This is a genomic window from Plantactinospora endophytica (assembly GCF_016862915.1).
In the GTDB taxonomy this organism is placed as follows: Bacteria; Actinomycetota; Actinomycetes; order Mycobacteriales; family Micromonosporaceae; genus Plantactinospora; species Plantactinospora endophytica.
In genome coordinates this window covers 58240-80832 of record NZ_BONW01000012.1, presented here as the reverse complement: position 1 = coordinate 80832, position 22593 = coordinate 58240, and the positions used below count along the sequence as shown (strand labels likewise).

Genomic DNA, 22593 nt, shown 5'->3' with positions numbered 1-22593 from the left:
CGGCCGGAAGTACGGTTCCGGGCGCCGCCGACCGTGCCGTGGACCGATGCCGGCGCCCGGCGACGTGCCGACGATGGGGCAATGCCAACACGGGATTCCTGTCCGGTGCTGCACGCCGAGCACCTGACCAAACGCTACGGCCGCCGACCGGCGCTGACCGACTGCACCCTGACGATCCCCGCCGGGCGGGTGATCGGCCTGGTCGGCCCGAACGGGGCCGGTAAGTCGACGTTGCTGCAACTGGCCTGCGGGTTGATCACGCCGACCTCGGGCACCCTGGAGGTGCTCGGGTCACGCCCGGCGTCGACCGCCGCACACCTGGCCCGGGTCGGCTTCGTCGCCCAGGACACCCCGGTGTACGCGTCGTTCACCGTCGCCGACCACCTGCGGATGGGCGCCCGGCTGAACCCCTCCTGGGACCAGGCGCTCGCCGAACGCCGGATCGCCCAGGTGGGGCTGCAACCGGCGCAACGGGCCGGACGGCTCTCCGGCGGCCAGCGGGCGCAGTTGGCGTTGACTGTCGCCGCCGCGAAACGCCCTGAGCTGCTGATTCTCGACGAGCCGGCCGCCGCGCTCGACCCGCTGGCCCGTGACGGGTTCATGCGGAACCTGCGGGAGTTCGTCGCCGAACTCGGCGCCAGCGCCGTACTCTCGTCGCACCTGCTCGACGACGTGGAACGGGTCTGCGACCACCTGGTCGTACTCTCCGGGTCCCGGGTGCAGGTGGCCGGCGACGTACCCGATCTGCTGGCCGGCCACCACCGGCTGCTCGTCCCCCGCGACCAGCTCGACCGGCTGCCGGCCGGGGTCGAGGTGATCCACGTCGAGCACGCCGACCGGGACAGTCGGGTGCTCGTCCGGGCCGAAGGTGGATTGCCGCCGACACCGTGGCCAACGGAGCCGGTCCGGCTCGAGGAAATGGTCCTCGGCTACCTGACCCGGGCCGCCGACCCGACGGCCGCCCGCGCCGCCGTGCCTGCCGGGGAGGTCCGGCGATGATCTGGCTGAGTTGGCGACAGTTCCGGACCCAGGCGCTGGTCGGCGTCGGTGCCCTGGCTGTGCTCGCCGCCTACCTGCTGCACCTCGGGCTGCGGATCCGCGACAGCCGGGCCGGCTACCTCGCACGGTGCCAGCCGCAGGGCGACTGTGCCCAGGCGATGGCCCAGTTCGTCGGCGAATACCAGAACACCCTGCTGATCCTGGCCGGCCTGCTCGGGCTCGTCCCCGGCATCCTCGGGATGTTCTGGGGCGCCCCGCTCGTCGCCCGCGAACTGGAGGCCGGCACCCACCGGCTGGTGTGGAACCAGAGCGTCTCCCGGCGGCGCTGGCTCGCCACCCGGCTGCTCTTCGTCGCCCTGGCCGCCGCGGCCGTGGCCGGCCTGGCGAGCCTGCTGCTCACCTGGGCCGCCAGCCCGGTCGACACGGCCGCCGACGACCGGTTCAGCACCGTCGTGTTCGGCGCCCGCAACATCACCCCCATCGGGTACGCCCTGTTCGCGGTCACCCTCGGCACCGTGCTCGGGCTCGTCGTCCGGCGTACCCTGCCGGCGATGGCGCTGACGGTGCTCGCCTTCACCGTCGTCCAGTTCGGCATGCCGAACCTGATACGCCCACACCTGATGCCGCCGGCCACCGTCACCCGACCGATGACCGCCGACGCCATCAACCAGGTACGCGGCCTCGGCAGCATCACCGGCGCCGCCGTCGTACGGGGGGTGACCGTTCCGGACGCCTGGGTCACGTACACCAGCGAGCTGCGTACCTCGGACGGCCGGGCACTCGACGCCGGACGGTTCGACGACTGCCTGATGAGCCCGCCGAAGACCGGGGCGACCGGCACGTTCGGCGACACCGCCCGCTGCCTCGGCGACCTGGACCTGCACGTCGACCTGGCCTACCAACCCGAGCACCGGTACTGGCCGTTCCAGTGGCTGGAGTCGGCGATCTACCTCGGACTCAGCGTGCTGCTGGGCGGCTTCGGCCTGTGGCGGATCCGCCGTCGGGTCACCTGACCGCTGGCCGGCCGCATCCCGCTCGCACCGAGCCGGGCGGGATGCGGCCGGCGGGGCGACACGGGCCCGGAGGGTCTGGGACGAGCCAGCACCAGGCGCTCGTCGCAGACTCTCCGGCACCACCCGGGGAGCGAGCCGCTGTTGCTGCCCGCCGGAGAACGCACCGCCCGGCGAGCGCTCGTCGAGTCCGGCGACCGGGGAGGACGCCACGGACGCCCCGGCGGCCACCGGGTCGGTGATCTCGGCCATGATGTCGTCGTGTATCACGGCACAGCGCCGAGAAACGTGTCTTCCGGCACGGCGCCGAAAAAGTCGCGGGGCACGCCCTCGGTCGCGCCGTAGCGTAGGGCGGGGTGGCCGAACACCGAGAGGCGCGGGAGGGTCGGGGGGTGCGTCGCCGTGGCGGGACAGGTTCCGCACCGCGTCGGCGACGTGGTGACCGTCGTCGGGGCGGATGACCCGGCCGGCAGCGCCGCCGACGACGCCGACCGCTCGCGGGTACGCGCCGACGGATCGTCGCGGCCGGACATGAGCGGCGGACCCGACCAGGACCGGCGATGGCTACGGGCGGCCATCGAACTGTCCCGGCTCTCGCCGCCCTCGCCGACCCACTACGCCGTCGGGGCGATCGTCGTCGACGAGTACGGCGAGGCGCTGGCCAGCGGTTACACCGGCGAGACCGATCCGCACCACCACGCGGAGGAGGCCGCCCTGACGAAGCTCGCCGGCCGGGACGACCTCGACCTCTCCCGGGCCACCGTCTACACCTCGATGGAGCCCTGCACCGTACGCCGGTCCCGGCCGGTTCCCTGCACCAGTTTGCTGCTCGCCGCCGGCATCACCCGAGTGGTACTGGCGCTGCGCGAGCCGCTGCTGTTCGCCGACTGCGACGGTGTGCAGACCCTCCGGACAGGTGGCGTCGACGTCGTCGAGATCGGCGACCTGGGCCACCTCGTCGTCGAGATCAACGCGCACGTACTCGGACCACCCGACGATCCGTGGGACAGTCGCTGGAAGTGACGCGCGGCACCGCCACCCCGGTCGTCAGTCGCCGGTGGACAGGTGGGCGACCGAGTTGTACTCCGCCAACGTCATCCGGTCGTCGTTCCTCGTCCACCGGGTGAAGGAGGCGTTCGCGACCGGCCCGGCGGCGACGACGGCACGCAGGTCGTCCAGCGACAGCCCCTCGACCAGGTGCCGGAGCATCAGCACCACCGCGTCGTGGGCGACCAGCAGCAGCCGTTGCCCCGGGTACGTCCGGTGCGCGTCGTCGAGCAGCGGCACGAGTCGGGATCCGACGTCGAGCAGCGACTCACCGCCCGGCGGCCGGTAGTGGAACTCGTCGGTCGCCCGGCGCCGCTCCGCCTCCGCCGGGAACCGCTGCGCGATCGCGGCGCCGGTCAGCAGTTCCCACTCGCCCATCAGACGGTCGTGCAGACGCTCGTCGACCGACGCCTCCGGTAGCCGAACCCCGCTCGCCCCGGCCGCCGCCGAGGCGATCCGCCAGGTCTGCCGCGCCCGACGGTACGGCGAGCAGATCACCGCCTGCGGCCGTCGTTCCGCCGGCAGTGCCGCCAACCGGCGCCCACTGGCGGCGGCCTGTTCCCGGCCCAGCGTCGACAGTTGCACGTCCCGGTCCCGACCGCGCACGTCGGTGTCGGGTCGTCCGGCCGCCGCCGCCTCGACGAAGGCGGCGTTCGCCGTGCTCTGCCCGTGCCGCAACACCGTCAACTCCGCGAGGCAATCGACGGTACGGCCGTCGTCGCTGCTCAGCCCTGCCTCCCACGGTCGGTGTGGCCAGTGGTCGACCGTCCGGCGAACTCTCGACCCGGCCTACGGTTCGGCGAACTCTGGACCTGGCCGATACGGTTCGGCGCACTCTCGATCTGGCCGATGTCGAACGTGTCGTGGACCCGGACGGGGAGCGGGTGGGCAGAGAGCGCGTCGAGCAACGGCCGACCGTATCCACCGTACGGCGCTCTGACCGCCGACACCCGGGCCTCGTGTCCGCCGATCCCGTCGTCAGCCTCGGCGGCGGGCGCGGGCCGCCCAGATGGCGTACGCAGGATCGCGGTCGAGGTTGTGCCGGTCCCGGTCGTAGCGGCGGGTCGTACGCGGGTCCGCGTGACCCATCGCGTCCTGCACGTCCTCCAGGGACACCCCTTCGGCGCGGGCGGTGGTGGCGAACGCGTGCCGCAGCGAGTGCGGCGACAGCCTCGCCCAGGCGTGGATGCCCGCTGCCTGGGCGAGTCGGCGGACGAGCCGGAACACCGAGTTCCGATCCAGCCGCGCACCGGTCGCGGTGACCAGCAGCGGGCCGGTCACCTCCGGCACGGTGAGCCCCTGGCCGGCGGCCCGAGCGGCCAGATAGGCGTCCACCGCGTACGCGCTGCCAGGGGTCAGGGCGCGGCGCCGGACCTTGCCGCCTTTGCCGACGAAGCGGATGCTGCGATGCCCACGCTCGGTACCGAGATCGGTCAGGTTCAGCGAGATCAACTCGCCTACCCGCAGCCCCAGGTCGGCAAGCAGGGTGATGGTGGCCCGGTTCCGGACGGCGGTCGGTCCCGTGTCGGCCTCGGCCGCAGCCAGTAACGCGTCGACCTCGTCGGGAGTCAAGCCGATGGTGGCGGAGTGGTCCCGGTCGACCCGGGGGCGGTCGGCGGCGGCCACCGGATTGGTGTCGACGGCGTGCAGCTTGACCAGGAACTCGTACCAACTGGACAGGGCGGAGAGGCGGCGGGCGACGGTGGTCGGGGTGAGCGGACGGCCACTCCGGAGCGCGGGCGTCGCCTCCAACTGACGGGCGTACGCGTTGACGTCGAGGAACGTGGCCCGCAGTGGATCGAGGTCTCGGCCGTCGCACCAGCTCAGCCACCCGGCGACGTCCCGCCGGTACGCCTCGCGGGTGTGCTCGGACAGCCGCCGGTTGTCCAGCCAGGCTTCGGTGAACTCGGCGGACCCGGCGGCGGCCAGCGCGGGACTGCTCGACCTGCGGGGCACGACCTCGGAAGACGGCATGTGAGGAAGACTCTCAGACCGGGCCGCGGATTCGTGCCGGGGCACGCCCGGCGGGACGCCACTCGTCGAGTGGACCCGGCCTGGTCGGGACAGCTCGGATTGGACCCGGCCGGGTCGGGACAGCGGGGCGTTGCCGCCGACCACGGGACGTATCGCAGGTGCCCGCTATCCTCCCGACGTGCTCTCCCAGATCAGCGGCTTGTCCCGCCATTTCACCGAGGAGACGCTCCGGACGTACCTGCTGGACCGCTCGGCGCGCACGGCGGACGGCTGTCTCGTCGTACGCGGCTACGGGAGCCGGCGGGGCGTGCACCAGAAGGTGGCGGGTCGGGCATGGGCGCACATCGCCGCATACGTCGTCTTCGTCGGTGACTACGACCCCGAGCGGGAAGTCGACCACGTCTGCGGGGTGCCGGACTGTATCGAGCCGAGCCACCTGCGTCAGCTCAGTCACGCCGAGAACTGTCGCAGCCGCAAGCAGGAACCTCGGTGCCGCAACGGGCACGACCGTGAGCTCGACCCCCGCACCGGCCGCTATCGCAAGGTCTGCCGACGCTGCAACGCGGACGCGCAGCAGCGGTGGCGCGAACGGCAGGCACGCCAGGTCGCGGAGGGCCGCGCCAGCTACGGCCGCACAACGAACTGACGCCGGCCGCCGGATGCCGCTCCCGGAATCGGACCGCCGACGACCGTAGTACACCAGCGTAAATCCTTACGGTAAATAACTGTCATTATGATGCACCCCCTCCCGAGGCTCCGGACGCCGCCTCGGGTGCCATAAAACCCGATTATTGGATTACCGGTAATGGAAATCCAATAATCGGGCGGCCCGCGCTCCGAGAACAGTGCTGCTGGGAACCGCTGGGATGTGGCCCGTGGGGTGGGAGGCGCTCGGGCAGTGGGGTGAAGGCGTCGCTCGCATCGCACCGCTCGCTGGCGGAGTCGCCAACGACGTGTGGGGCGTGCGCGTCGACGTCCCCGACCTCGATCTCGTGCTGCCCGACAACGCCGCCGGCCTCGACGACGACGCGTACGACATCGCCGCGCAAGCGTCGGCCGCATGGGAAGCCGCTGTCTGCTGGGACGACGAGTACGCGGTCAAGCGGCTCGCCGAAGTCCGCGCGGTCTGAGAACGCGTTCGACGAGGCTCGGCGTAGCGTTGGGCGCCATGGGGCTACGCCGGGACACCATCGCCCTGGCCGCCGACGGGACACGGTGGCACCGACACGGTTTCGGACGGTGGCACTGACACGGTGCCGGTCGGAAATCGTTTGAGTCTCGCGCCTCGTTCCCGTACGTTGCCTGCGGCCCGTCGCCGTGAGAATGAGGACAAGACCGCGTGACCCCGCCTGCTCTCTCGACCTGACACCTTTTTCCACTCACCTGTAGCCGACGCCTCCGTCGGTTCCGCCGGGCTGCCCTGATGCGCCCGGTCATACAGCGTTCGAGGCCGCGCTGATCGGCCTCGTGTCAGGTCTAGAGATCAGGTCTGGAAATCATGTCTTCACAACCTCATATCGTGCTGCCCTGGGTCGTTCGGCGGACCAGGCTGCCGCTGCTCTCGTTGCGGTGCGTGGACTGCCGGTCGGAGTCGGCCACCACCGCCGAGGGCAGGTTCCGCGTCAACGCCAACAGCAAGCTGCTGGACGTGTGGCTGCTGGTCCGCTGCGTGTCCTGCGATCGGACGAGCAAACTCACGGTGTACGAGCGGACGTCGGTCAGGTCCTTCGATCCGGCCGAACTCCACGGCTACCGCGTCAACGATCCGGAACTGGTGGCGTCCAGGCTGCTGGACCCGCTGCTCGCCCGACGCAACCGGTTCAGCCTGGACTGGACGGGCGCCTGGCGGCTGGACATCCCGTCGGGATCGCTCGACCAGGCATGGCCGGTCCAGGTGGCGGTCGTCTTCGAGGATCCGGTACCGGTGCGCCCGGAACGGCTCATCGCGCAGGGGCTCGGCCTCAGCAGGAACGAGGTACTGCGGCGGATCAAGTGTGATGTTCCGCTGCGCCGTACGACGAGCGCCGGATTCACCTTCACCGTGATGGCCGCGGACTAGCGGGGAGGTCGCCGGGCGGGCCACCCGATCCGCCCGGCGACACCCACCGAACCGGTGTCCCAGGAGAGATGATGTCCGATGCGGCGAACGCGACGTACCGGGCTGCCGGGCCCGGATGCTGGAAACCCTGGGACGGAGCCGGAGGGTACGAGGTTGATCGCACTCACCCGCCACGACACGGAGAACTCGCACGGTGCACGTCTGGCCGGGCACGGCCGGGTGGCGACCGCGTTGGCGCTGCTGAGCGACCAGGAACTCGGCCGGCTCGTGGCGGGCGCCCGGCACCTCGGCGCCGGTATCGGCGGCACCTCCGCAGTGCTGGACGTGGACGGCGTACCCGTCTTCGTGAAGCGCGTACCCCTGACCGACCTGGAGCGTCGTCCGGAGAACGTCCGGTCGACGGCGAACCTGTTCGGGCTGCCGACGTACTGCCACTACGGCGTCGGCGGCCCCGGGTTCGGCGCCTGGCGGGAACTGGCCGCGACCATCTGGACGACCCAACAGGTGATCGGCGGGCAGTCGGCGGCCTTTCCCCTGATGTACCACTGGCGCCTGCTGCCCGGCGCGCCACCGCTGGCCGACGAACTCGTCGACGTCGAACGGGTGGTCGCCTACTGGGACGGGTCACCGGCGGTGCGGGTCCGGATCGAGGCGCTCGCGTCGGCGTCGGCGTCCGTCCTGCTCTTCCTGGAGTACATCCCGGACACCCTCGACAACTGGCTGGACGGTCGACTCCGGTCCGGAGCCGGGGCGGTCGTCGCCGCCGCCGAGATGGTGGAACGGTGCCTGCGTACCGACATCCCCGCCATGAACGCCAGCGGGCTGCTGCACTTCGACGCCCACTTCGGCAACATCCTCACCGACGGCCGGCGGCTCTACCTCGCCGACCTCGGGCTCGCCACGTCGCCCCGGTTCGACCTCTCCCCCGCCGAGGCCGACTTCGTCGCCCGCAATTTGAGCCACGACCTCTGCTACGCGCTGACCCGGCTCGTCAACTGGCTGGTCAGCAACGTCTGCGGGGTACCCACCCCGCGCACCGGCGGCCCGGTGGCGCGTAACGAGTACGTCCGGCGCTGTGCGGCCGGCGCCGAGGTGGTGGGCGTACCGGCCGAGGTGGCGGCGATCGTCAGCCGGTACGCCCCGATCGCGGCGATCGTGAACGACTTCTACTGGGATCTGTTCGGCGAGAGCCGGACCGCGCCGTACCCGGCGGAGGCCGTCGCCCGCGCGATGGCCGAGGTGCCCGGCCTCGCGCAGCCCGCGCCGCTGACGAGGTAGCGGCCCCGACGTCTCGTCCGGGAAGTCGATCGCCCGGTTACTCCCCCGAGATCCGGTCGACCTGGCCACGGCCCGGGCAGTTCGGTCCCGTGCGGCACCGTGGCCCCGGGCCGTGGCCGGCGACACGGGTCACCGCTGCGGCCGTGACCGGAGAACCTCCAGGTAGTGCTCGTTGTACATGATGCCGAGCAGGTTGCCGAACGGGTCGACCACGGACGCGGTGACGAAGCCAGGGCCACGCTCGGTCGGCTTCTCGTGCACCGTGGCGCCCAGCGACAGCAGCCGGTCGAAGCTCGCCTGGACGTCGTCGACGTACCAGTAGACGATCGCGCCGCCCGGCTTCTCCGAGTGGCTGTGCGGGGCGTACCGGCTGTCGACGATGCCGAGTTCGTGCTGGTAGTCGCCGATCCGGAACTCGACGTACGCCGGTGTCCCCTCGGCCGGGCGTACGAAGTACGCGTCGGTGCCGAGCAGTTCCGCGTACCAGTTCCGGGCGGCCGGGACGTCGTCGGCGAAGAGGCTGATGGTGGTGAGTCCGCGCAACATGGCTGCGTTCCTTCCCTTCGAGTACTGACGACATTCATCCTCCGGCTGAAAGTGCTCACCAATTGAGCACTTTTCTTGGCAGGCTGGGGACATGCGTGCCGACCGTCTCGTCGCCGCCCTCCTGCTGATGCAGGCCCGGGGCCGGGTGACCGCCGCCGAACTGGCCGACGAACTCGAAGTCTCCGTGGCCACCGCCCGCCGCGACCTGGAGGCGCTGTCCGCGGCCGGCGTCCCGGTGTACCCGCAGCCGGGCCGTAACGGTGGCTGGTCACTGGTCGGCGGTGCCCGTACCGACCTCAGTGGACTGTCCGCCCCGGAGGCACGGGAGCTGTTCCTGCTGCTCGGCCCGGCCGCCGCCGGTTCGGACCAGGCCAGGGCGGCACTGCGCAAACTCCTCCGGGCCCTGCCGCAGACCTTCCGGGCCGACGCCGAGGCGGCGGCCGAAGCCACGATGACCGATCCGACCCGGTGGAGCGGGCGGGTCCGGCACCGGCCCGAACTGGTCGACCTGCTGCAAGCGGCGGTGATCGGGCGGCGGAAGGTCCGGCTGGACTACCTCGACAGCCGCCGCGAGCACACCGAACGCCTAATCGACCCGTGGGGCCTGGTCGACAAGGACGACGTCTGGTATCTGGTCGCCGGAACCGATCGGGGACAGCGGACCTTCCGGGTCGACCGGATCGTCGCGGCCGAGCCGACCGCAGAGCCCGCCGAGCGTCCGGCCGACTTCACCCTCACCGCCGCGTGGCACCAGGTGGTCGGCGAGGTGGAGCAACGCCGATCCCGCACCTGGGCGACCGTACTCGTCGAAACCCGGTTCGTACCGGTGCTGCGGGACCAGTTCGGCCTGCACTGCCACGCCGACGGGGAGGTGGCGGACGGGCGTACCCAAGTCCGGGTCGCCGCGCCGACCCCGCTGGACATCGCCCGGCAGCTCGCCGGCTGGGGAGCGATGATCGAGGTGCTCGAACCGCGATCCGTACGCGCCGAACTGGCCCGGATCGGCACCGAACTGGCCGACCGCTACGCCGCCGAACACGGCTGAATCTGAACGCTCAACCCCGACGCGGCTCGGCGCGGCGGACGGCAGCGGGCCGGTCAGAGCCTGATCCGGGCCGCGATCGGCAGGTGGTCGCTGCCGGTCGGCGGCAGCGACCAGAGGTCCGTGACCGTCGCCGACCCGGCCATCACCTGATCGATCCGGGCGACCGGCAGCGCCGTCGGCCAACTGAACGGGAAGGCGGATCCGGTCGACGGCAGGTGTGCCCGCAGCGGCGCCAGCCCTCGGTCGTGCACGGTGCCGTTGAGGTCGCCCAGCAGGATGACCCGGTCGAGCCGCTCGGCGGCGACCGCCGAGGCCAGCAGCCGGGCACTCTCGTCCCGCCGCGCGCTGCCGAACCCGTCGGGAAGGCCGAGCCGTACCGACGGCAGGTGCGCGACGTACACGGCGACGTCGCCGTCGGGCATTCGTGCCGTGGCGCGCAGTGCACGGTTCCAGTCCGTGCCGAACCCGGCCGGCCGGATGTCCAGCAGCCGGTCGTCCACCAGCGGATACCTCGACCACAGCCCGACCGTGCCCCGCACCGAGTGGTACGGATAGTCCGGCGCCAGCGCCGCCGCGTACGCCGACAGCGCCGGCGGGGTCAGTTCCTGGAGTCCGATGAGGTCGGGCCGGGCCTCGGTCAGCGCCCTGGCCGTGCCGGCCGGGTCGGCGTTCTCGTCGCTGGCGTTGTGCTGGACCACGGTGATGCCGCCCGATTCCGTCGCCGGCAGCAGTGCACCGCCGAACAGGCCGAGCCAGGCGGCGGCCGGCAGCGACAGGGCGACCAGCGCTACGGCAGAGCGGCGCAGCACCGCGAGCGCCAGTAGTACCGGGACGGCCAGGCCCAGCCAGGGCAGGAAGGTCTGCACCAGGCTGCCCAGCCGGCCGATCCCGTTGGGTAGCAGCGGATGGCAGGTCAGCAGCAGGCTAACCAGCACGGCGGCTGCGGCGGTCGCCCGGCCGCGTCGCCAGGCCGAACGGCCGCGCGCGTCCGGGGGCCGCCGGACGGTCGTCGGCTGGTCCTCCAGGATCGGCTCCTCCCACCGTGCTCACCGGCTCGCCGCGCCCCGGCGGTGGCCGACAGGACGGCCGTCCGCTCCGGGTCGGGCAGGCGGTCGTCGTCCACCTCTGCTTCGCGCCGGTCTACCGGTGTTACCGGAGCACCGTGGCCAACCAGGACCGGACCGCTTTGCTGTGCCTGGCGGGGCCCATGGGACCGGTCCGGGGCCACCCGGTCCGTCGGTCTGCGTGGCGGGACTGGGCCGGGGCCAGCCTACTGTCCCTGGTGGACGGTGACTGTTCCGGCGCTGCCGTCGACGGTGACGACCTGACCGGTTCTGATCGTACCGGTGGCACCGGGTACGCAGATGACGGCGGGGATGCCGTACTCCCGGGCCACCGTCGGGCCGTGTGCCATCGCCGCGCCGGTCTCGGTGACCAGTGCTCCGGCGGTCAGGAACAGCGGCGTCCAGCCGGGGTCGGTGGTCGGTGCGACGAGGATCTCGCCAGGCTCGATGTGCGCGGTCGCCGGATCGTGCACGACCCGGGCCGGGCCGGTCGCCGTACCCGGGGCCGCGCCGACGCCGCGCAGCGCGCCGGGTGCGGCGGTGGCCGGGGCGAGCACGGCCTCGACGTCGGTGCCGTCGGAGAGCACCGAGACGGGTACGTGCCGGCGGCGCAGCTCCCGCCGGTACGTCGCCCGCCGCTCGGCGACCAGGTCCCGCTGGTCGGCACCGTCCCGGACGGTGGCCCGCGCCTCGGCGACGGTCAGGAACATGATGTCGTCGGCCCGGTCCAGCAACCCCCCGTCGGCCAGTTCCGCGCCGACCAGCAGCAGTTGCCGGCGGCTCTCCCGCAGCGGATACAGCCCGGCGAACTTGCCCGACTCGCGCAGCCCGGCCAGCACCCGGGCCCGGCGGAGCAGGAACCCGGCGATCCGGCCCCGGACCGGGCGACGCCGCCGCACCCGCCCGACGAGTTCGGCGAGCTTCGCCTCGGCCTCGGCTGCGGCACGGGCGAACCGCCGATCGGGGGCCTGCTCCGGATCGGTGACCCGCAGATAGTTCGCGATCGAGGCGAAGACCGGCGTCGGATCCTCGGCCCAGCGGGGCACCCCGAGGTCGACCTCGGCAACGGCCCGGTGCCCGTAGGCGTCCAGGAACTCCGCCAGGCCGATCTCGGGCAGCGTGCCGGCGAGGTACCGCGCGGCGAGCGCGTCCGGCGGTGTCGTCGACAGCAGCTCGCGGTGCGGCCGGGCCCGCTCGCCGAGCCGCCACAGCGCCAGGTCCATCTCGATGGTGACGTTGTGCGGCATGCCGCCGAGTACGGCGTGGATCTCGGCCTGGCTGGCGACCCCCTTGAGCAGCTCGGCCGGCAGCGCGGCGGTCAGGATGCCGGCGACGATCGGCCAGATGATCCGGTCGTACCGGGTGGTGTGGTCCTGCGCCTCGACGTAGTTCAGCCGCTCGGTCGCGGTACGCAGCCCGGCCGACGCGACGGCGGTGCGCTGCCGGAGCTGGTCGATCTCCTGGAACAGCCGGATCCGGGCGTTCTCCGGCCGGGCCAGCGCGCCGACGATGCCGGCCACCGCCCGCGGCGCGGTACGCAGTGCGGGGCCGAGCGCGCCACCGGCTCCGGACCGGCTGCCCGGCACCGGGGCGAACCGGGGGTCGGTCAGGACGTGTGCGACGACCGCCTGGGCGCGCGGGCCGAAGTCGACCGCCATCAGCTTCACCAGGCGCTTGCGGGTGGCCGGGTTCCGGACCTGGTCGGTCAGGTCGCCGTAGAGGCGCCCGCCGATGTCGACGATCTCGGCCTTGACGCCGAACGTGTCGAGGATGCCGGCGATCATCACCCGGAGCGTGGACATGCCCATCGGGGTGACCGGGCGCAGCATCCCCTGCACGTGCCCGAACTCCAGGTAGATGCGCGGCAGCGGCCGGTCGGTCGGCGGCGGCAGCGGGAACAGCGTGGTGATCGGCCGGGACTGCAACAGCCACAGCACACCGTCGGCGTCGAACGCCCATTCGATGTCCTGCGGTACGCCGAAGTGCGCCTGGATCCGTTCCCCGGCCCGGTGCAGTTCGGCCAGTTGGGCCGGGGTGAGACAGCCGCGCTCGTCGTACGGGGTGTCGTGCAGGACGTAGTGGTCGGCCGGGGCGGTGCCGTCGACCACGGTGGTGCCGAGCCCGGGTGCGGCGTCGACGACCATCTCGGTACGGCAGCCGGTGAGCGGGTTGGCCGTGAACAGCACCCCGGCGACGGTGGCGTCGACCATCCGCTGGACGACCACCGCCATCCGGACGGTCCGCTGGTCGATCTCGTTGGCTTCGCGGTAGGCGACGGCCCGCTCGGTGTGCAGCGAACTCCAGCACTTGGCGATGGCGCTGTGCAGCTCGTCGGCACCGGTGACGCCCAGGAAGGTGTCCTGCTGGCCGGCGAAGCTCGCGTACGGCAGGTCTTCGGCCGTGGCGCTGGACCGGACCGCGACCGGCCCGCCGCCCAGTTCCCGGTACGCCGCGTCCACCTCGTCCTGTGGCAGCACTCCGTGCTCGTGGGCGGTGGTGGTCAGGCAGAAGCCGGCCGGCACCCGCTCGCCGATCCTGATCAGCTCGCCGAGCCCGGCGGCCTTGCCGCCGACGAGTTCCACCAGCTCGGCGGACGTCTCGGCCAGCGCGATCACGTTCACTTCAGGGTCCCCTTCCCTTTGCAATACGACTGCAATGTAATCGTGGCGACGACCCCATGTCAATACGACCGCAATGTAAAGTGGGTGGGTGCCCAGGAAAGCGGACCATCTCGCCCGCCGCAAACAGCTCGCCGACGCCCTGATGCGGCTCGCCGCCAGCCAGGGCCTGGAGGCCGTCAGCCTCCGGCACGTGGCGGCCGAGGCCGGGGTGTCGACCGGCATGGTGCAGCACTACTTCCGCACCAAGGACGAGATGATGACCTTCGCCCTGGACATGGTGATGAGCAACGCACAGGAGCGGATCACCGCCGAGGCGGGCGCCGGCCAGCCCCTCGGTCCGGCGGAACTGATCCGTACGCTGATGATCCAGATCCTGCCGCTGGACGAGACCCGACGGCTCGAAGGCCACGTCTCGCTCGCCTTCCTCGCCTACGCCGCCGTCAAGCCCGCGATCGGCGACGGGCTGCGGGACAGCTCCGGCCAGATGCGGGCGTTCCTCGCCGACCAGATCCGTGCGGTGCAGGCGACCAGCGACAATGCGCCACGGACCGACCCGCTGCACGCCGCCACCGCTCTGCTGGCACTGGTCGACGGTCTCGGCATCCACGTCCTCGGACGGCACTACTCCGGCGAGGAGGCGGTGGCGGCCCTCGACGCATACCTCGGGCTGCTGTTCGGCTCCACACCGGACCCGGCCGGCGCCCCTGCCACGTCCGGCGGATAACCGACGGCCCCCGCGACCGGTCGACGGGCGGCAGTGCCCGAGAACCCGCTCGGCCGTACGGGCCGACGCCGCCAACCCCGTACGCTACGACCGGGACGCGCGCCGCGTACGGGCGGCGCCGGAGCAACGGAGGCCGCTGGCGTGACCACCCGTATCGCAGTCTTCGGCGGGGGTTCCTGGGGGACCGCGTTCGCGATGATCCTCGCCGACGCCGGCTGCCGGGTCACCCTCTGGGGGCGGCGCCCCGACCTCGTCGACGCGGTCAACCGCACCGGCCGCAACCCGGACTACTTCCCGGACATCCCGCTGCCGACCGGCATCACCGCCACCACGGACCCGACCGAAGCCGCCGGGGACGCCGAATTCGTGGTGCTCGCCGTCCCGTCGCAGACCCTGCGGGCCAACCTGACCCGCTGGGCACCGGCGATCGCCCCGGACAGTGTGCTGGTCAGCCTGATGAAGGGTGTCGAACTCGGCACCGCCAAGCTGATGAGCCAGGTGATCGCGGAGGTCACCGGCGCCGGCCCGCGCCGGATCGCGGTCGTCTCCGGCCCCAACCTCGCCCCCGAGATCGTACGGCGCCAGCCCGCCGCCAGCGTGGTCGCCTGCCGGGACGAGGAGGTGGCCCGGCGACTCCAGGGCGCCTGCCACACCGGCTACTACCGCCCCTACACCAACACCGACGTGGTCGGCTGCGAGATCGGCGGGGCGGTGAAGAACGTGATCGGCCTGGCGGTCGGGATCGCCGGCGGGCTCGGCCTCGGCGACAACACCAAGGCGTCCCTGATCACCCGTGGGTTGGCCGAGACGACCCGGCTCGGCCTGGCGATGGGCGCCGACCCGCTCTCCTTCGCCGGCCTGGCCGGGATGGGCGACCTGGTCGCCACCTGCTCCTCGCCGCTGTCCCGTAACCAGACCTTCGGCGCCAACCTGGGTCGCGGCATGACGGTGGACGAGACGGTCGCGGCGACCCGGCAGACGGCGGAGGGGGTCACCTCCTGCGAGTCGGTACTCGACCTGGCCCGTCGGCACGACGTCGAGATGCCGATCGCCGAGATGGTCGTCGACATCGTGCGGGGCGGAAAGTCCCCGCAGGTTGCCGTGAAGGAGCTGATGGCCCGTTCGGCGAAACCCGAACGCCGCTGACCGTCGCCGCCGCCGAGCCGGCCGGACACCACTGGGCGCCGCCGCCAGCCAGCTCGCCGGTCCAGGCGGTCAGGTCAGGTCGCGGGACCGTACAGCCGGGCGACGTCGGGCGAGTCGAGCCAGCCACTGTAGGCAGGCTTCTGCGGCCAGCCTTCCGGGGAGTCCTGCCAGTCCTCCTGCCGGCCGTAGGGCAGCACGTCGACCAGCGCGAACGTGTACGTGAGCTGTTCGACGCCGCGGCCGGTCGTGTGCCAGGTGCGGTAGACGGTCTCGCCGTCGCGCAGGAAGACGTTCATCGCGAACCCGCCGCCAGGTGGTGCGTCGACGTCGGCCCCGAACGGGCTGTCGGCGGTGGAGTACCACGTCATCGTGTTGCCGACGCGTTCGGCGTAGGCGAGGGCGGCCTCGATCGGGCCCTGGGTGACGATCACCAATCGGGCGTCGTAGTTGTCGAGGAAGCCCAGCCGGGTCCACGACGAGGTGAGGCTGGTGCAGCCGCCGCACTGCCACTCGGCGTCCGGGTTCCACATGTGGTTGTAGACGATCAACTGCGATCTGCCGTCGAAGATGTCGACGAGTCGGACCGGTCCGTCGGCTCCGACCAGGGTGTATTCGGGCATCCGCACCATCGGCAGCCGTCGTCGCTGCGCGGCGATCGCGTCGAGTTCCCGGGTGGCGGCCTTCTCACGGGCGCGCAGCTCGTCCAGCTCCTTACGCCAGGCAGCGTCATCGACAACGGGTGGCAAAGCCATGATCGAGTTCTCCTTCGTCCATCCTGACACACAGTGACCTGATCCGCCGTCCAGCATCCCAGCTTTCGCGCTGATCCTGGGGTTGTGCTGGTGGCGGTCCAGCTCCCCGACACCTGTGTTCCGTGATCGTGTCGATTCCGGGCCGAGGCGACGACGGGCGTCCGGCTGTCGACCGGCCGTCAGGTACGGACGCAGACGTAGCTGGCGTACGTGGCCGGGGCGCGGCTCGGGGTGGCCTCGACGATCCGGAAGCCCGCCTTGACCAGCATCGGTTCGAGTAGCCAACTGAAGGTGCTGTGCTCGTCGCGGATATGGGTGGCGAGTTCGGCGCGGGTCCAGCCGTCGGCGGTGGACTCGGCCGCCCCGGCCAACCAGGTTTCGAACTGCTCCCCCACCTGCGCCGGCTCGAAGGTGTAGACCAGGTCGCGCAGCAGCAGGACCCCGCCGGGCCGGAGGATGGCGGCGACCCGGGTCAGTGCGACCGCCTTCCAGAAGTCCGGCAACTGGTGCAGCGCGTGCCGGCTGTAGACGACGTCGGCCGGCGGGCCCTGGTGGGTGTAACTGAGGAAGCCGGCCCGGACCAGCTCGACGTTCGTCAGCCCGGCCAGTTCGGCGCCGGTCCGCAGCCGGGCCAGCATCGCCGCCGAGACGTCCACCGCGACGACCCGCCGGCAGTGCGGCGCGGCGGCCAGGGTGAGCCGGCCGGTACCGGCGCCGAGGTCGACCAGGGTGGCGTCGGCGTCCAGCCCGTGCCGGCGCAGCAGGTCGAGGTCGGCCTGCGGGTCGTGCCCGGCCTTGCGGTCGTAGCCGTCGACGTAGGTCGGATCGAGGTGCTCGGGGCCGGCGTGCGCCAGCTCGTCGAGCCACCAGTCGGGGTGCTGCGGGGTCATCGGTCCTCCACCGGGTTCCCGGCCCCCGTCCGTCGTCGTACGCGGTGTGGGCCGCGACCGGGCCGAGGCGCCAGTATCACCGGTCCGGCCGGCGTCGGGCATCGCATTTACCCGCGCCGACGCAGGATCACGTTTCGGCGCAGGCGCTGCCAGCGGGCGCCGCTGCCGGCGCACACTAGACTTCCCCGGCGATGGACGAGCGCACCCCCACTCCGGAGCTGCCCGGGGAGACCCGGCCCTGTGCCCACTGTGGACGGCCGGTGCCGCAGCGGGCGGCGGCGGGCCGACCGTTCCGGTACTGCCGGGACAACGACGGCGCCTGCCAGCGGGCCTCCCGCAACCAGCGGATGCGGCACCGCAACGCGCCCGGGCTGGCCGGCCAGGTGGCCCGCACCTGGGAGGTCGTCGACCGGCTCGACCAGGTCACCGAGGCGCTCGCCGAGGCGCTGCACGCCGAACTGTCCCCGGCCGGGGTGGAACGCCAGCTCGCCGAGGTCCGCGCCGAGGCCGCCACCCAGATCGCGGCGGCACAGACCGAACGGGACGAGGCCCGCCGGGACGCCGAGGCGTCGGCGGTCACGCTGCACCAGGCACAACAGGCGGCCAGCGCGGCGGTCGCCGACCGGACCGCCGCCCGGGAGGAGTCCGCACAGGCCGCCCGGACCGCCGAGCAGGCCCGTGCCGAGACCGCCGCCGCGCTCACCGCCCGGGACGCGGCACAGCAGGCGGCCAGCGCCGCCGCCGCGCTGCGTACCCAGGCCGAGCAGGACCGGGACGCGGCCCGCCGGGAACTGCAGGCGCTGCGCACCGAGGCGGACGCCGACCGGCGCCGGCTGGCCGAACTGACCCGGGAGGTCGCCGAACTGACCCGGGACCGTGACGCGGCCCGGACCGAGTCGGCCCGGGCGGCCCGGTCGGCCGCCGAGGCGGTCGGCCAGGCGGAACGGTTCCGCGCGGCGGCGGCCGACGCCCGCACCGACGCCGAGAACGCCGCCCGGGACGCGGCACGGCACGCCGCCGAGGCCGAGCGGGCGGCGGCGGAGGCCAGTCAGGCCCGCAGCACGGCGGCGGCCGTCACCGCCGACCTGGAACGGACCCGGACCGATCTGCGGGCCGCGCGGGACGCCGCGACCACCGCGGAGAGCCGACTCGGCGAGCTGACCGTACGACTGGCCACGGCGGAAGCCGACCGCGACGCGGCCCGGGACCGGGCCGGCCAGCTCTCCACCCAGGTCAGCGACCTCGCCGCCGCACTGGCCGGGCTCACCGCCCGGACCCTCGCCGCCCCGCCCGCCGCACCGGTCCCGGCCGGCGGGCCTCCCGCCGACGCGGCCGCCGATCCGTGACCGTCCGGACTCCGGTGCCGCCCCGGGCGGACGCGGCAGACCGGACAGCCGGAACAACACGACATATCCCGGCAAAAGAGCCCCACTACAGGTGACCTCGATCACCACTGAGGAGATCCGGCTACGCTCGGAGCGTTTGACCACTTGTACGTTTCTGCCGGCGGCGGGAATCGCCCACCCGGTACCTGTCGTTACACCGATAAGAACCAGCATCACGACCGAGGGGAAAGCCGATCATGGGCGAGCGCATGCTGCGCGGGAGCCGTCTGGGAGCAGTCAGCTACGAGTCCGACCGCAACACCGAGCTTGCCCCGCGACAGACCCGAGAGTACCTCTGCGCCAAGGGCCACCAGTTCGAGGTGCCCTTCGCCGTCGATGCCGAAGTGCCGATGACCTGGGAATGCAAGTTCGACGGCAGCGTCGCCCGGCTGGTCGACGGCAGCGAGCCCGAGCAGAAGAAGGCCAAGCCGCCGCGTACCCACTGGGACATGCTGCTGGAGCGGCGCTCGATCGCCGAACTGGAGAGCATTCTCGCCGAGCGGCTGGAGGAGGTCCGGACCCGGCGCGGCCGGGCCTGACAGCCGGCAACACCCGCACCGCCCCCACGGAGTCGCCGTGGGGGCGGTCTGCGTTCTCGGGCAAGCGGCAACTCGTGGTACCGGCTCACCGGCCGGGTTCGGTGCGCCCGGGCGGCCCCGTCGGGTGGCAGCGGGTGGGCAGGTCAGCAGCAGGCTGGTCCGGGCTTCACGATCCGTCGGTCCGGTCGCGGCTGCACGGTACGTCAGTGTGGTCGCGGTTCCACGATCTCGCCCTCGATCGCCGGCCCCGTACCGCTGCTCGGTGTGGCAGGCCCCGCCGTCGGGGCGGTAGTACCCGCGTCGGTCGGCTCCGGACCGGTGTCCGGTCGCGGCTGGCCCCGCCGGACCCGTACCCGGCGCGGACCGAACAGGTCCCCGGCGACCTGGGCGGAAACCCGGCGCTCGGCCACCCGCTGCACCTGCCCCCGGGCCAGCCGGCGTACCAGCGGCACCGTCAACAGCAGCCCGGCCACCCCGGTGAACAGGCCGGGAACGGCCAGCAGCAGCCCGGCGAGCAGGCCCACCACACCGTCGCTGACCTCGCTGCCCGGCGGCCGGCCACCCTCGACGGCGGCCCGCAGCCCCCGCCACGCCCGCATCCCCTCCCGGCGCAGCAGGACCAACCCCAGCAGCGAGACGGCGAGTAACAGCAGGATCGTCCAGCCGAACCCGATCCACCGCCCGAGCAGCACGAAGACCGCGACCTCCACGATCCCGGTCAGCAGCAGTGCCAGCGGCACGAACCTCAACCCTCGGCGCATGTCACCCCATCCGGATGTCGGGCCCACAAACCCCGTACGTCCAGCATGACACGCCCCTGGTCACGACCACGGCAGCCGCACGCCGCCGAGGCTGCCCGACCACCGTGGCCGTCACCGCCGTCGTACGCCTCGCCGAGACGCCTCGGCCGGCCCCGCCTCACGGCCAGCGCAGCCGCTGGTCGCCGGCGGAGTCACGGCGTCCCCGGCCCGGCGCCACCCGTCGGTCCGCCATCGACCAGAGGGTGACCCGCCACAACGCCTCACCGATGATCACCGGGCTCATCTTGCTGGTCCCCCGCTCCCGCTCCGCGAACGTGATCGGCACCTCGACCGTACGCAGCCCGGCCCGGTGCGCCCGCCAGGAGAGTTCCACCTGGAACGAGTACCCCTGCGAGGCGACCGAGTCGAGGTCGAGGCGGGCCAGCGCCGGCACCCGGTACACCCGGAACCCGCCGGTCGCGTCCGACAGCGGCATCCCCAACGCCACCCGGGTGTAGAGGTTGCCGCCCCGGGACAGCAGTTGCCGGTGCCACGGCCAGTTCACCACCTGACCGCCCGACGTCCAGCGGGAACCGATCACCACGTCCGCGTCCCGGGCCGCGTCCAGCAGCCGGGGCAACTCCTCCGGGGCGTGCGAGCCGTCCGCGTCCATCTCCACCACGGCGTCGTAGCCGTGCTCGGCCGCCCAGCCGAACCCCGCCACGTACGCCGCGCCGAGGCCCTGCTTGCCGGGCCGGTGCAGCACGTGCACCCGCCGGTCGACCCCGGCCATCCGGTCGGCGATCGCCCCCGTGCCGTCCGGACTGTTGTCGTCAACGACCAGGATCTCCACCGCCGGCGCCGCCCGGTGCACCCGGTCGACGATCACCCCGATGTTGTCGGCCTCGTTGTATGTCGGCACCACCACCAGCACCCGGCCCACCCCCGGATACCCGTCCCCGTGGTCGTCCGCCCCGTTCCCCTGACTCACCGCTCCTCCGCATCCGCCGGGTCGCCGGCCGTCGCCGTACCGACCCCGGGAAGCGGACGCCGACGGGTCACCACGGCGGCGGCGAGCGCCGCGACCGCCAGGGCCAGCAGCGCCACCTCCGGCCACAGGCCGACCCGGGTGGCGACCGTACGGGCCTCCCCGAGGTGCATCTGCCGGGTCACCACCGCCCTGGTGTTGAACCCGGTCGCCCCGGTTACCCGCCCGTCGGCCCCGACGAACCCCGAAACACCGACGGTGGACGCCATCAACGCCTCCCGGCCGTGCTCCACCGCCCGCAGCCGTACCATCGCCAACTGCTGCTCGGCCTCGGCAACGTTGAAGGTGGCGTTGTTGGTCTGCACGACCAGCACCTGCGCCCCACCGGTGACGGTGTCCCGGACCACCTCGTCGTAGGCGACCTCGAAACAGATCACGTCGCCGAGCGTCGCCCCGCCGACCCGCAACACCCCCGGCTCGGTACCGGCGACGAAGTCGTTCCGGACCCGGTCGACCTCCTTGCTGACCATCCGGGCGATGCTGCGCAACGGCACGTACTCGGCGAACGGCACCGGATGCCGCTTCACGTACATCTGCGACCGGTCCAGGCCGGTACCCGGCAGCCACACCAGCCCCGCGTTGCGCACCTGCCCCTCGCCGGGGCCGAGCAGCACCGCACCGACCAGGATCGGCGCGTTGATCGCGTTCGCCGCGTCCGAGATCCGCTGCCCCGCCGACGCGTTGCGGGTCGGATCGACGTCGCTGGAGTTCTCCGGCCAGACCACCAGGTCCGGCTGCTCCGCCTGGCCGGCCGCCACCTGCTGGGCCAGCTCGATCGTGGCGCTGACGTGGTTCTCCAGCACCGCCTGCCGCTGGGCGTTGAAGTCCAACCCCATCCGGGGCACGTTGCCCTGCACGATCGCCACCTGCGCCGTTGCGGACCCGCCACCGCCCAGCGGCACCAGCAGCCCCACCGCCACCAGCGCGACCGCCCCGGCCACCAGCCCGGCCCCGCGCAGCACGCCGGCCACCGGCAGCCCGCGCCACGGCCGCCACACCGCCACGACCAGCAGCCCGCCGGCTACCGCCACCGCGAACGTGACAAGCGGCGCACCCCCGTACGCGGCCAGCCGCAGCATCGGCGAGTCGCCCTGGCTGAACGCCAGCCGCCCCCACGGGAAACCACCGAACGGGGTCCGGTCGCGCAGCGCCTCCTGCGCCACCCAGAGCAGTCCGGTGACCAGCGGCCACGACCAGCGGACCCGGTCCACCAGCGGACCGGTGAACGCGATCGCCAGCCCCAGCAGCCCCAGGTAGACCGCCTGCAACCCGGACAGCAGCAGCCACGGCACGCTACCGGTGTAGAGGTTCGTCCAGCTCAGCATCGGCAGGAACAGCGCCAGCCCGGCGAGAGTGCCGAGCCCGAACCCGGCCCGCATCCGCCGCCGGTGTACGGCCACCGTCAGCAGCGCCACCCCGACGGGTGCCAGCCACCACATCCCGTATGGCGGAAACGCCAGCAGCAGCGCCAGCCCGGCGGCGACCGCGGCCGGCAGCGCCAGCCACAGCGGCAGGGGTCTTCCGGCCGGCTCGGCGGGCCGGTCTCCGCCCTCGGCGGCGCCGGTCGGCTCGGCCGTGTCCACCACTGTCACGCGCGCCTCACGTCTTCTTCCGCGCCACCGGCCCCGACGCCGGTGGGACCCACCTGCGGAAGGCTACCGGCCCGGCCGCCCGGCCCGGCAGTCGCGGCGATCAGCGAACCGCACCGCCGCCCGGAAAACGGCTC

General features: G+C 72.7%; 22 protein-coding genes. 12 read left to right on the top strand and 10 right to left on the bottom strand.

The genetic code is table 11. The features are described 5' to 3' along the window. Positions 1-81: 81 nt before the first annotated feature. From Pen02_RS12495 to Pen02_RS12485, 3 genes are all read left to right on the top strand, one after another. Positions 82-999: an ABC transporter ATP-binding protein gene (locus Pen02_RS12495; protein ID WP_203866148.1), complete on the top strand. Its 918-nt coding sequence runs from the start codon at positions 82-84 to the stop codon at positions 997-999. Beyond that, on the top strand, positions 996-2012 hold the full coding sequence (locus Pen02_RS12490; protein ID WP_203866147.1) for an ABC-2 membrane transporter-related protein: 1017 nt from the start codon (positions 996-998) through the stop codon (positions 2010-2012). The genes Pen02_RS12495 and Pen02_RS12490 overlap by 4 nt, the downstream gene beginning before the upstream one ends. A gap of 528 nt (positions 2013-2540) precedes the next feature. After that, positions 2541-3032, top strand: coding sequence for a cytidine/deoxycytidylate deaminase family protein (locus Pen02_RS12485; protein ID WP_203866251.1), 492 nt, complete (start codon positions 2541-2543; stop codon positions 3030-3032). A 24-nt stretch (positions 3033-3056) separates the two neighbouring features. On the opposite strand, the gene Pen02_RS12480 is transcribed toward Pen02_RS12485, so the two are convergent. Both Pen02_RS12480 and Pen02_RS12475 read right to left on the bottom strand, forming a co-directional pair. Next, positions 3057-3737 (bottom strand): histidine phosphatase family protein, encoded by a 681-nt coding sequence (locus Pen02_RS12480; protein WP_239140537.1) that lies wholly within the window; start codon positions 3735-3737, stop codon positions 3057-3059. 297 nt (positions 3738-4034) lie between these two features. Further along, positions 4035-5030 (bottom strand): tyrosine-type recombinase/integrase, encoded by a 996-nt coding sequence (locus Pen02_RS12475; RefSeq protein WP_203866146.1) that lies wholly within the window; start codon positions 5028-5030, stop codon positions 4035-4037. Positions 5031-5208: 178 nt separating this feature from the next. Here Pen02_RS12475 and Pen02_RS12470 point away from each other — a divergent pair, with 178 nt between their 5' ends. The 4 genes from Pen02_RS12470 to Pen02_RS12455 all read left to right on the top strand — a co-directional run bounded on the left by Pen02_RS12470 (position 5209) and on the right by Pen02_RS12455 (position 8367). Beyond that, positions 5209-5676 carry an HNH endonuclease gene (locus Pen02_RS12470; RefSeq protein WP_203866145.1) on the top strand — a complete coding sequence of 156 codons (468 nt, stop codon included), beginning with the start codon at positions 5209-5211 and terminating at the stop codon, positions 5674-5676. 229 nt (positions 5677-5905) lie between these two features. Further along, the gene (locus Pen02_RS41750; protein WP_239140536.1) at positions 5906-6160 is read left to right on the top strand and encodes a hypothetical protein; all 255 of its coding nucleotides are present in this window, start codon (positions 5906-5908) and stop codon (positions 6158-6160) included. 389 nt (positions 6161-6549) lie between these two features. Then, positions 6550-7089, top strand: coding sequence for a DUF1062 domain-containing protein (locus tag Pen02_RS12460; RefSeq protein ID WP_239140534.1), 540 nt, complete (start codon positions 6550-6552; stop codon positions 7087-7089). 153 nt (positions 7090-7242) lie between these two features. After that, positions 7243-8367 carry a serine/threonine protein phosphatase gene (locus Pen02_RS12455; RefSeq protein ID WP_239140532.1) on the top strand — a complete coding sequence of 375 codons (1125 nt, stop codon included), beginning with the start codon at positions 7243-7245 and terminating at the stop codon, positions 8365-8367. Positions 8368-8496: 129 nt separating this feature from the next. Here Pen02_RS12455 and Pen02_RS12450 read toward each other — a convergent pair whose 3' ends face one another. Continuing rightward, the gene (locus Pen02_RS12450) at positions 8497-8913 is read right to left on the bottom strand and encodes a VOC family protein (protein WP_203866143.1); all 417 of its coding nucleotides are present in this window, start codon (positions 8911-8913) and stop codon (positions 8497-8499) included. Between the two features lie 91 nt (positions 8914-9004). Here Pen02_RS12450 and Pen02_RS12445 point away from each other — a divergent pair, with 91 nt between their 5' ends. Then, on the top strand, positions 9005-9958 hold the full coding sequence (locus Pen02_RS12445) for a helix-turn-helix transcriptional regulator (RefSeq protein ID WP_203866142.1): 954 nt from the start codon (positions 9005-9007) through the stop codon (positions 9956-9958). Positions 9959-10011: 53 nt separating this feature from the next. Here the strand turns inward: Pen02_RS12445 and Pen02_RS12440 are convergent, their stop codons facing one another. Beyond that, positions 10012-10893, bottom strand: coding sequence for an endonuclease/exonuclease/phosphatase family protein (locus Pen02_RS12440; RefSeq protein WP_239140530.1), 882 nt, complete (start codon positions 10891-10893; stop codon positions 10012-10014). Positions 10894-11228: 335 nt separating this feature from the next. Next, complete coding sequence (locus tag Pen02_RS12435) at positions 11229-13643, bottom strand: PEP/pyruvate-binding domain-containing protein (RefSeq protein WP_203866141.1); 2415 nt, start codon at positions 13641-13643, stop codon at positions 11229-11231. A gap of 88 nt (positions 13644-13731) precedes the next feature. On the opposite strand from Pen02_RS12435, the gene Pen02_RS12430 reads away from it, so the two are divergent. Both Pen02_RS12430 and Pen02_RS12425 read left to right on the top strand, forming a co-directional pair. Beyond that, entirely contained in the window at positions 13732-14367 is a 636-nt protein-coding gene (locus Pen02_RS12430) for a TetR/AcrR family transcriptional regulator (protein WP_203866140.1), read from the top strand. Positions 14368-14508: 141 nt separating this feature from the next. Next, entirely contained in the window at positions 14509-15513 is a 1005-nt protein-coding gene (locus Pen02_RS12425) for an NAD(P)H-dependent glycerol-3-phosphate dehydrogenase (RefSeq protein ID WP_203866139.1), read from the top strand. Positions 15514-15587: 74 nt separating this feature from the next. On the opposite strand, the gene Pen02_RS12420 is transcribed toward Pen02_RS12425, so the two are convergent. Next, on the bottom strand, positions 15588-16265 hold the full coding sequence (locus Pen02_RS12420; protein WP_203866138.1) for a DUF899 domain-containing protein: 678 nt from the start codon (positions 16263-16265) through the stop codon (positions 15588-15590). Positions 16266-16444: 179 nt separating this feature from the next. Then, a complete protein-coding gene (locus Pen02_RS12415) occupies positions 16445-17155 on the bottom strand; it encodes a class I SAM-dependent methyltransferase (RefSeq protein ID WP_203866137.1) in 711 nt (236 codons plus the stop codon). A gap of 191 nt (positions 17156-17346) precedes the next feature. On the opposite strand from Pen02_RS12415, the gene Pen02_RS12410 reads away from it, so the two are divergent. Both Pen02_RS12410 and Pen02_RS12405 read left to right on the top strand, forming a co-directional pair. Beyond that, positions 17347-18501 (top strand): coiled-coil domain-containing protein, encoded by a 1155-nt coding sequence (locus Pen02_RS12410; protein ID WP_203866136.1) that lies wholly within the window; start codon positions 17347-17349, stop codon positions 18499-18501. A 236-nt stretch (positions 18502-18737) separates the two neighbouring features. Then, positions 18738-19079: an RNA polymerase-binding protein RbpA gene (locus tag Pen02_RS12405; protein WP_101366032.1), complete on the top strand. Its 342-nt coding sequence runs from the start codon at positions 18738-18740 to the stop codon at positions 19077-19079. A 203-nt stretch (positions 19080-19282) separates the two neighbouring features. Here the strand turns inward: Pen02_RS12405 and Pen02_RS12400 are convergent, their stop codons facing one another. The 3 genes from Pen02_RS12400 to lnt all read right to left on the bottom strand — a co-directional run bounded on the left by Pen02_RS12400 (position 19283) and on the right by lnt (position 22450). Continuing rightward, a complete protein-coding gene (locus tag Pen02_RS12400; protein WP_203866135.1) occupies positions 19283-19840 on the bottom strand; it encodes an FxsA family protein in 558 nt (185 codons plus the stop codon). Positions 19841-19997: 157 nt separating this feature from the next. Next, a complete protein-coding gene (locus Pen02_RS12395; protein ID WP_239140528.1) occupies positions 19998-20810 on the bottom strand; it encodes a polyprenol monophosphomannose synthase in 813 nt (270 codons plus the stop codon). Further along, positions 20807-22450 carry an apolipoprotein N-acyltransferase gene (gene lnt / locus Pen02_RS12390; RefSeq protein WP_372445608.1) on the bottom strand — a complete coding sequence of 548 codons (1644 nt, stop codon included), beginning with the start codon at positions 22448-22450 and terminating at the stop codon, positions 20807-20809. Before lnt ends, Pen02_RS12395 begins: the two co-directional genes overlap by 4 nt. Positions 22451-22593 lie beyond the last annotated feature (143 nt).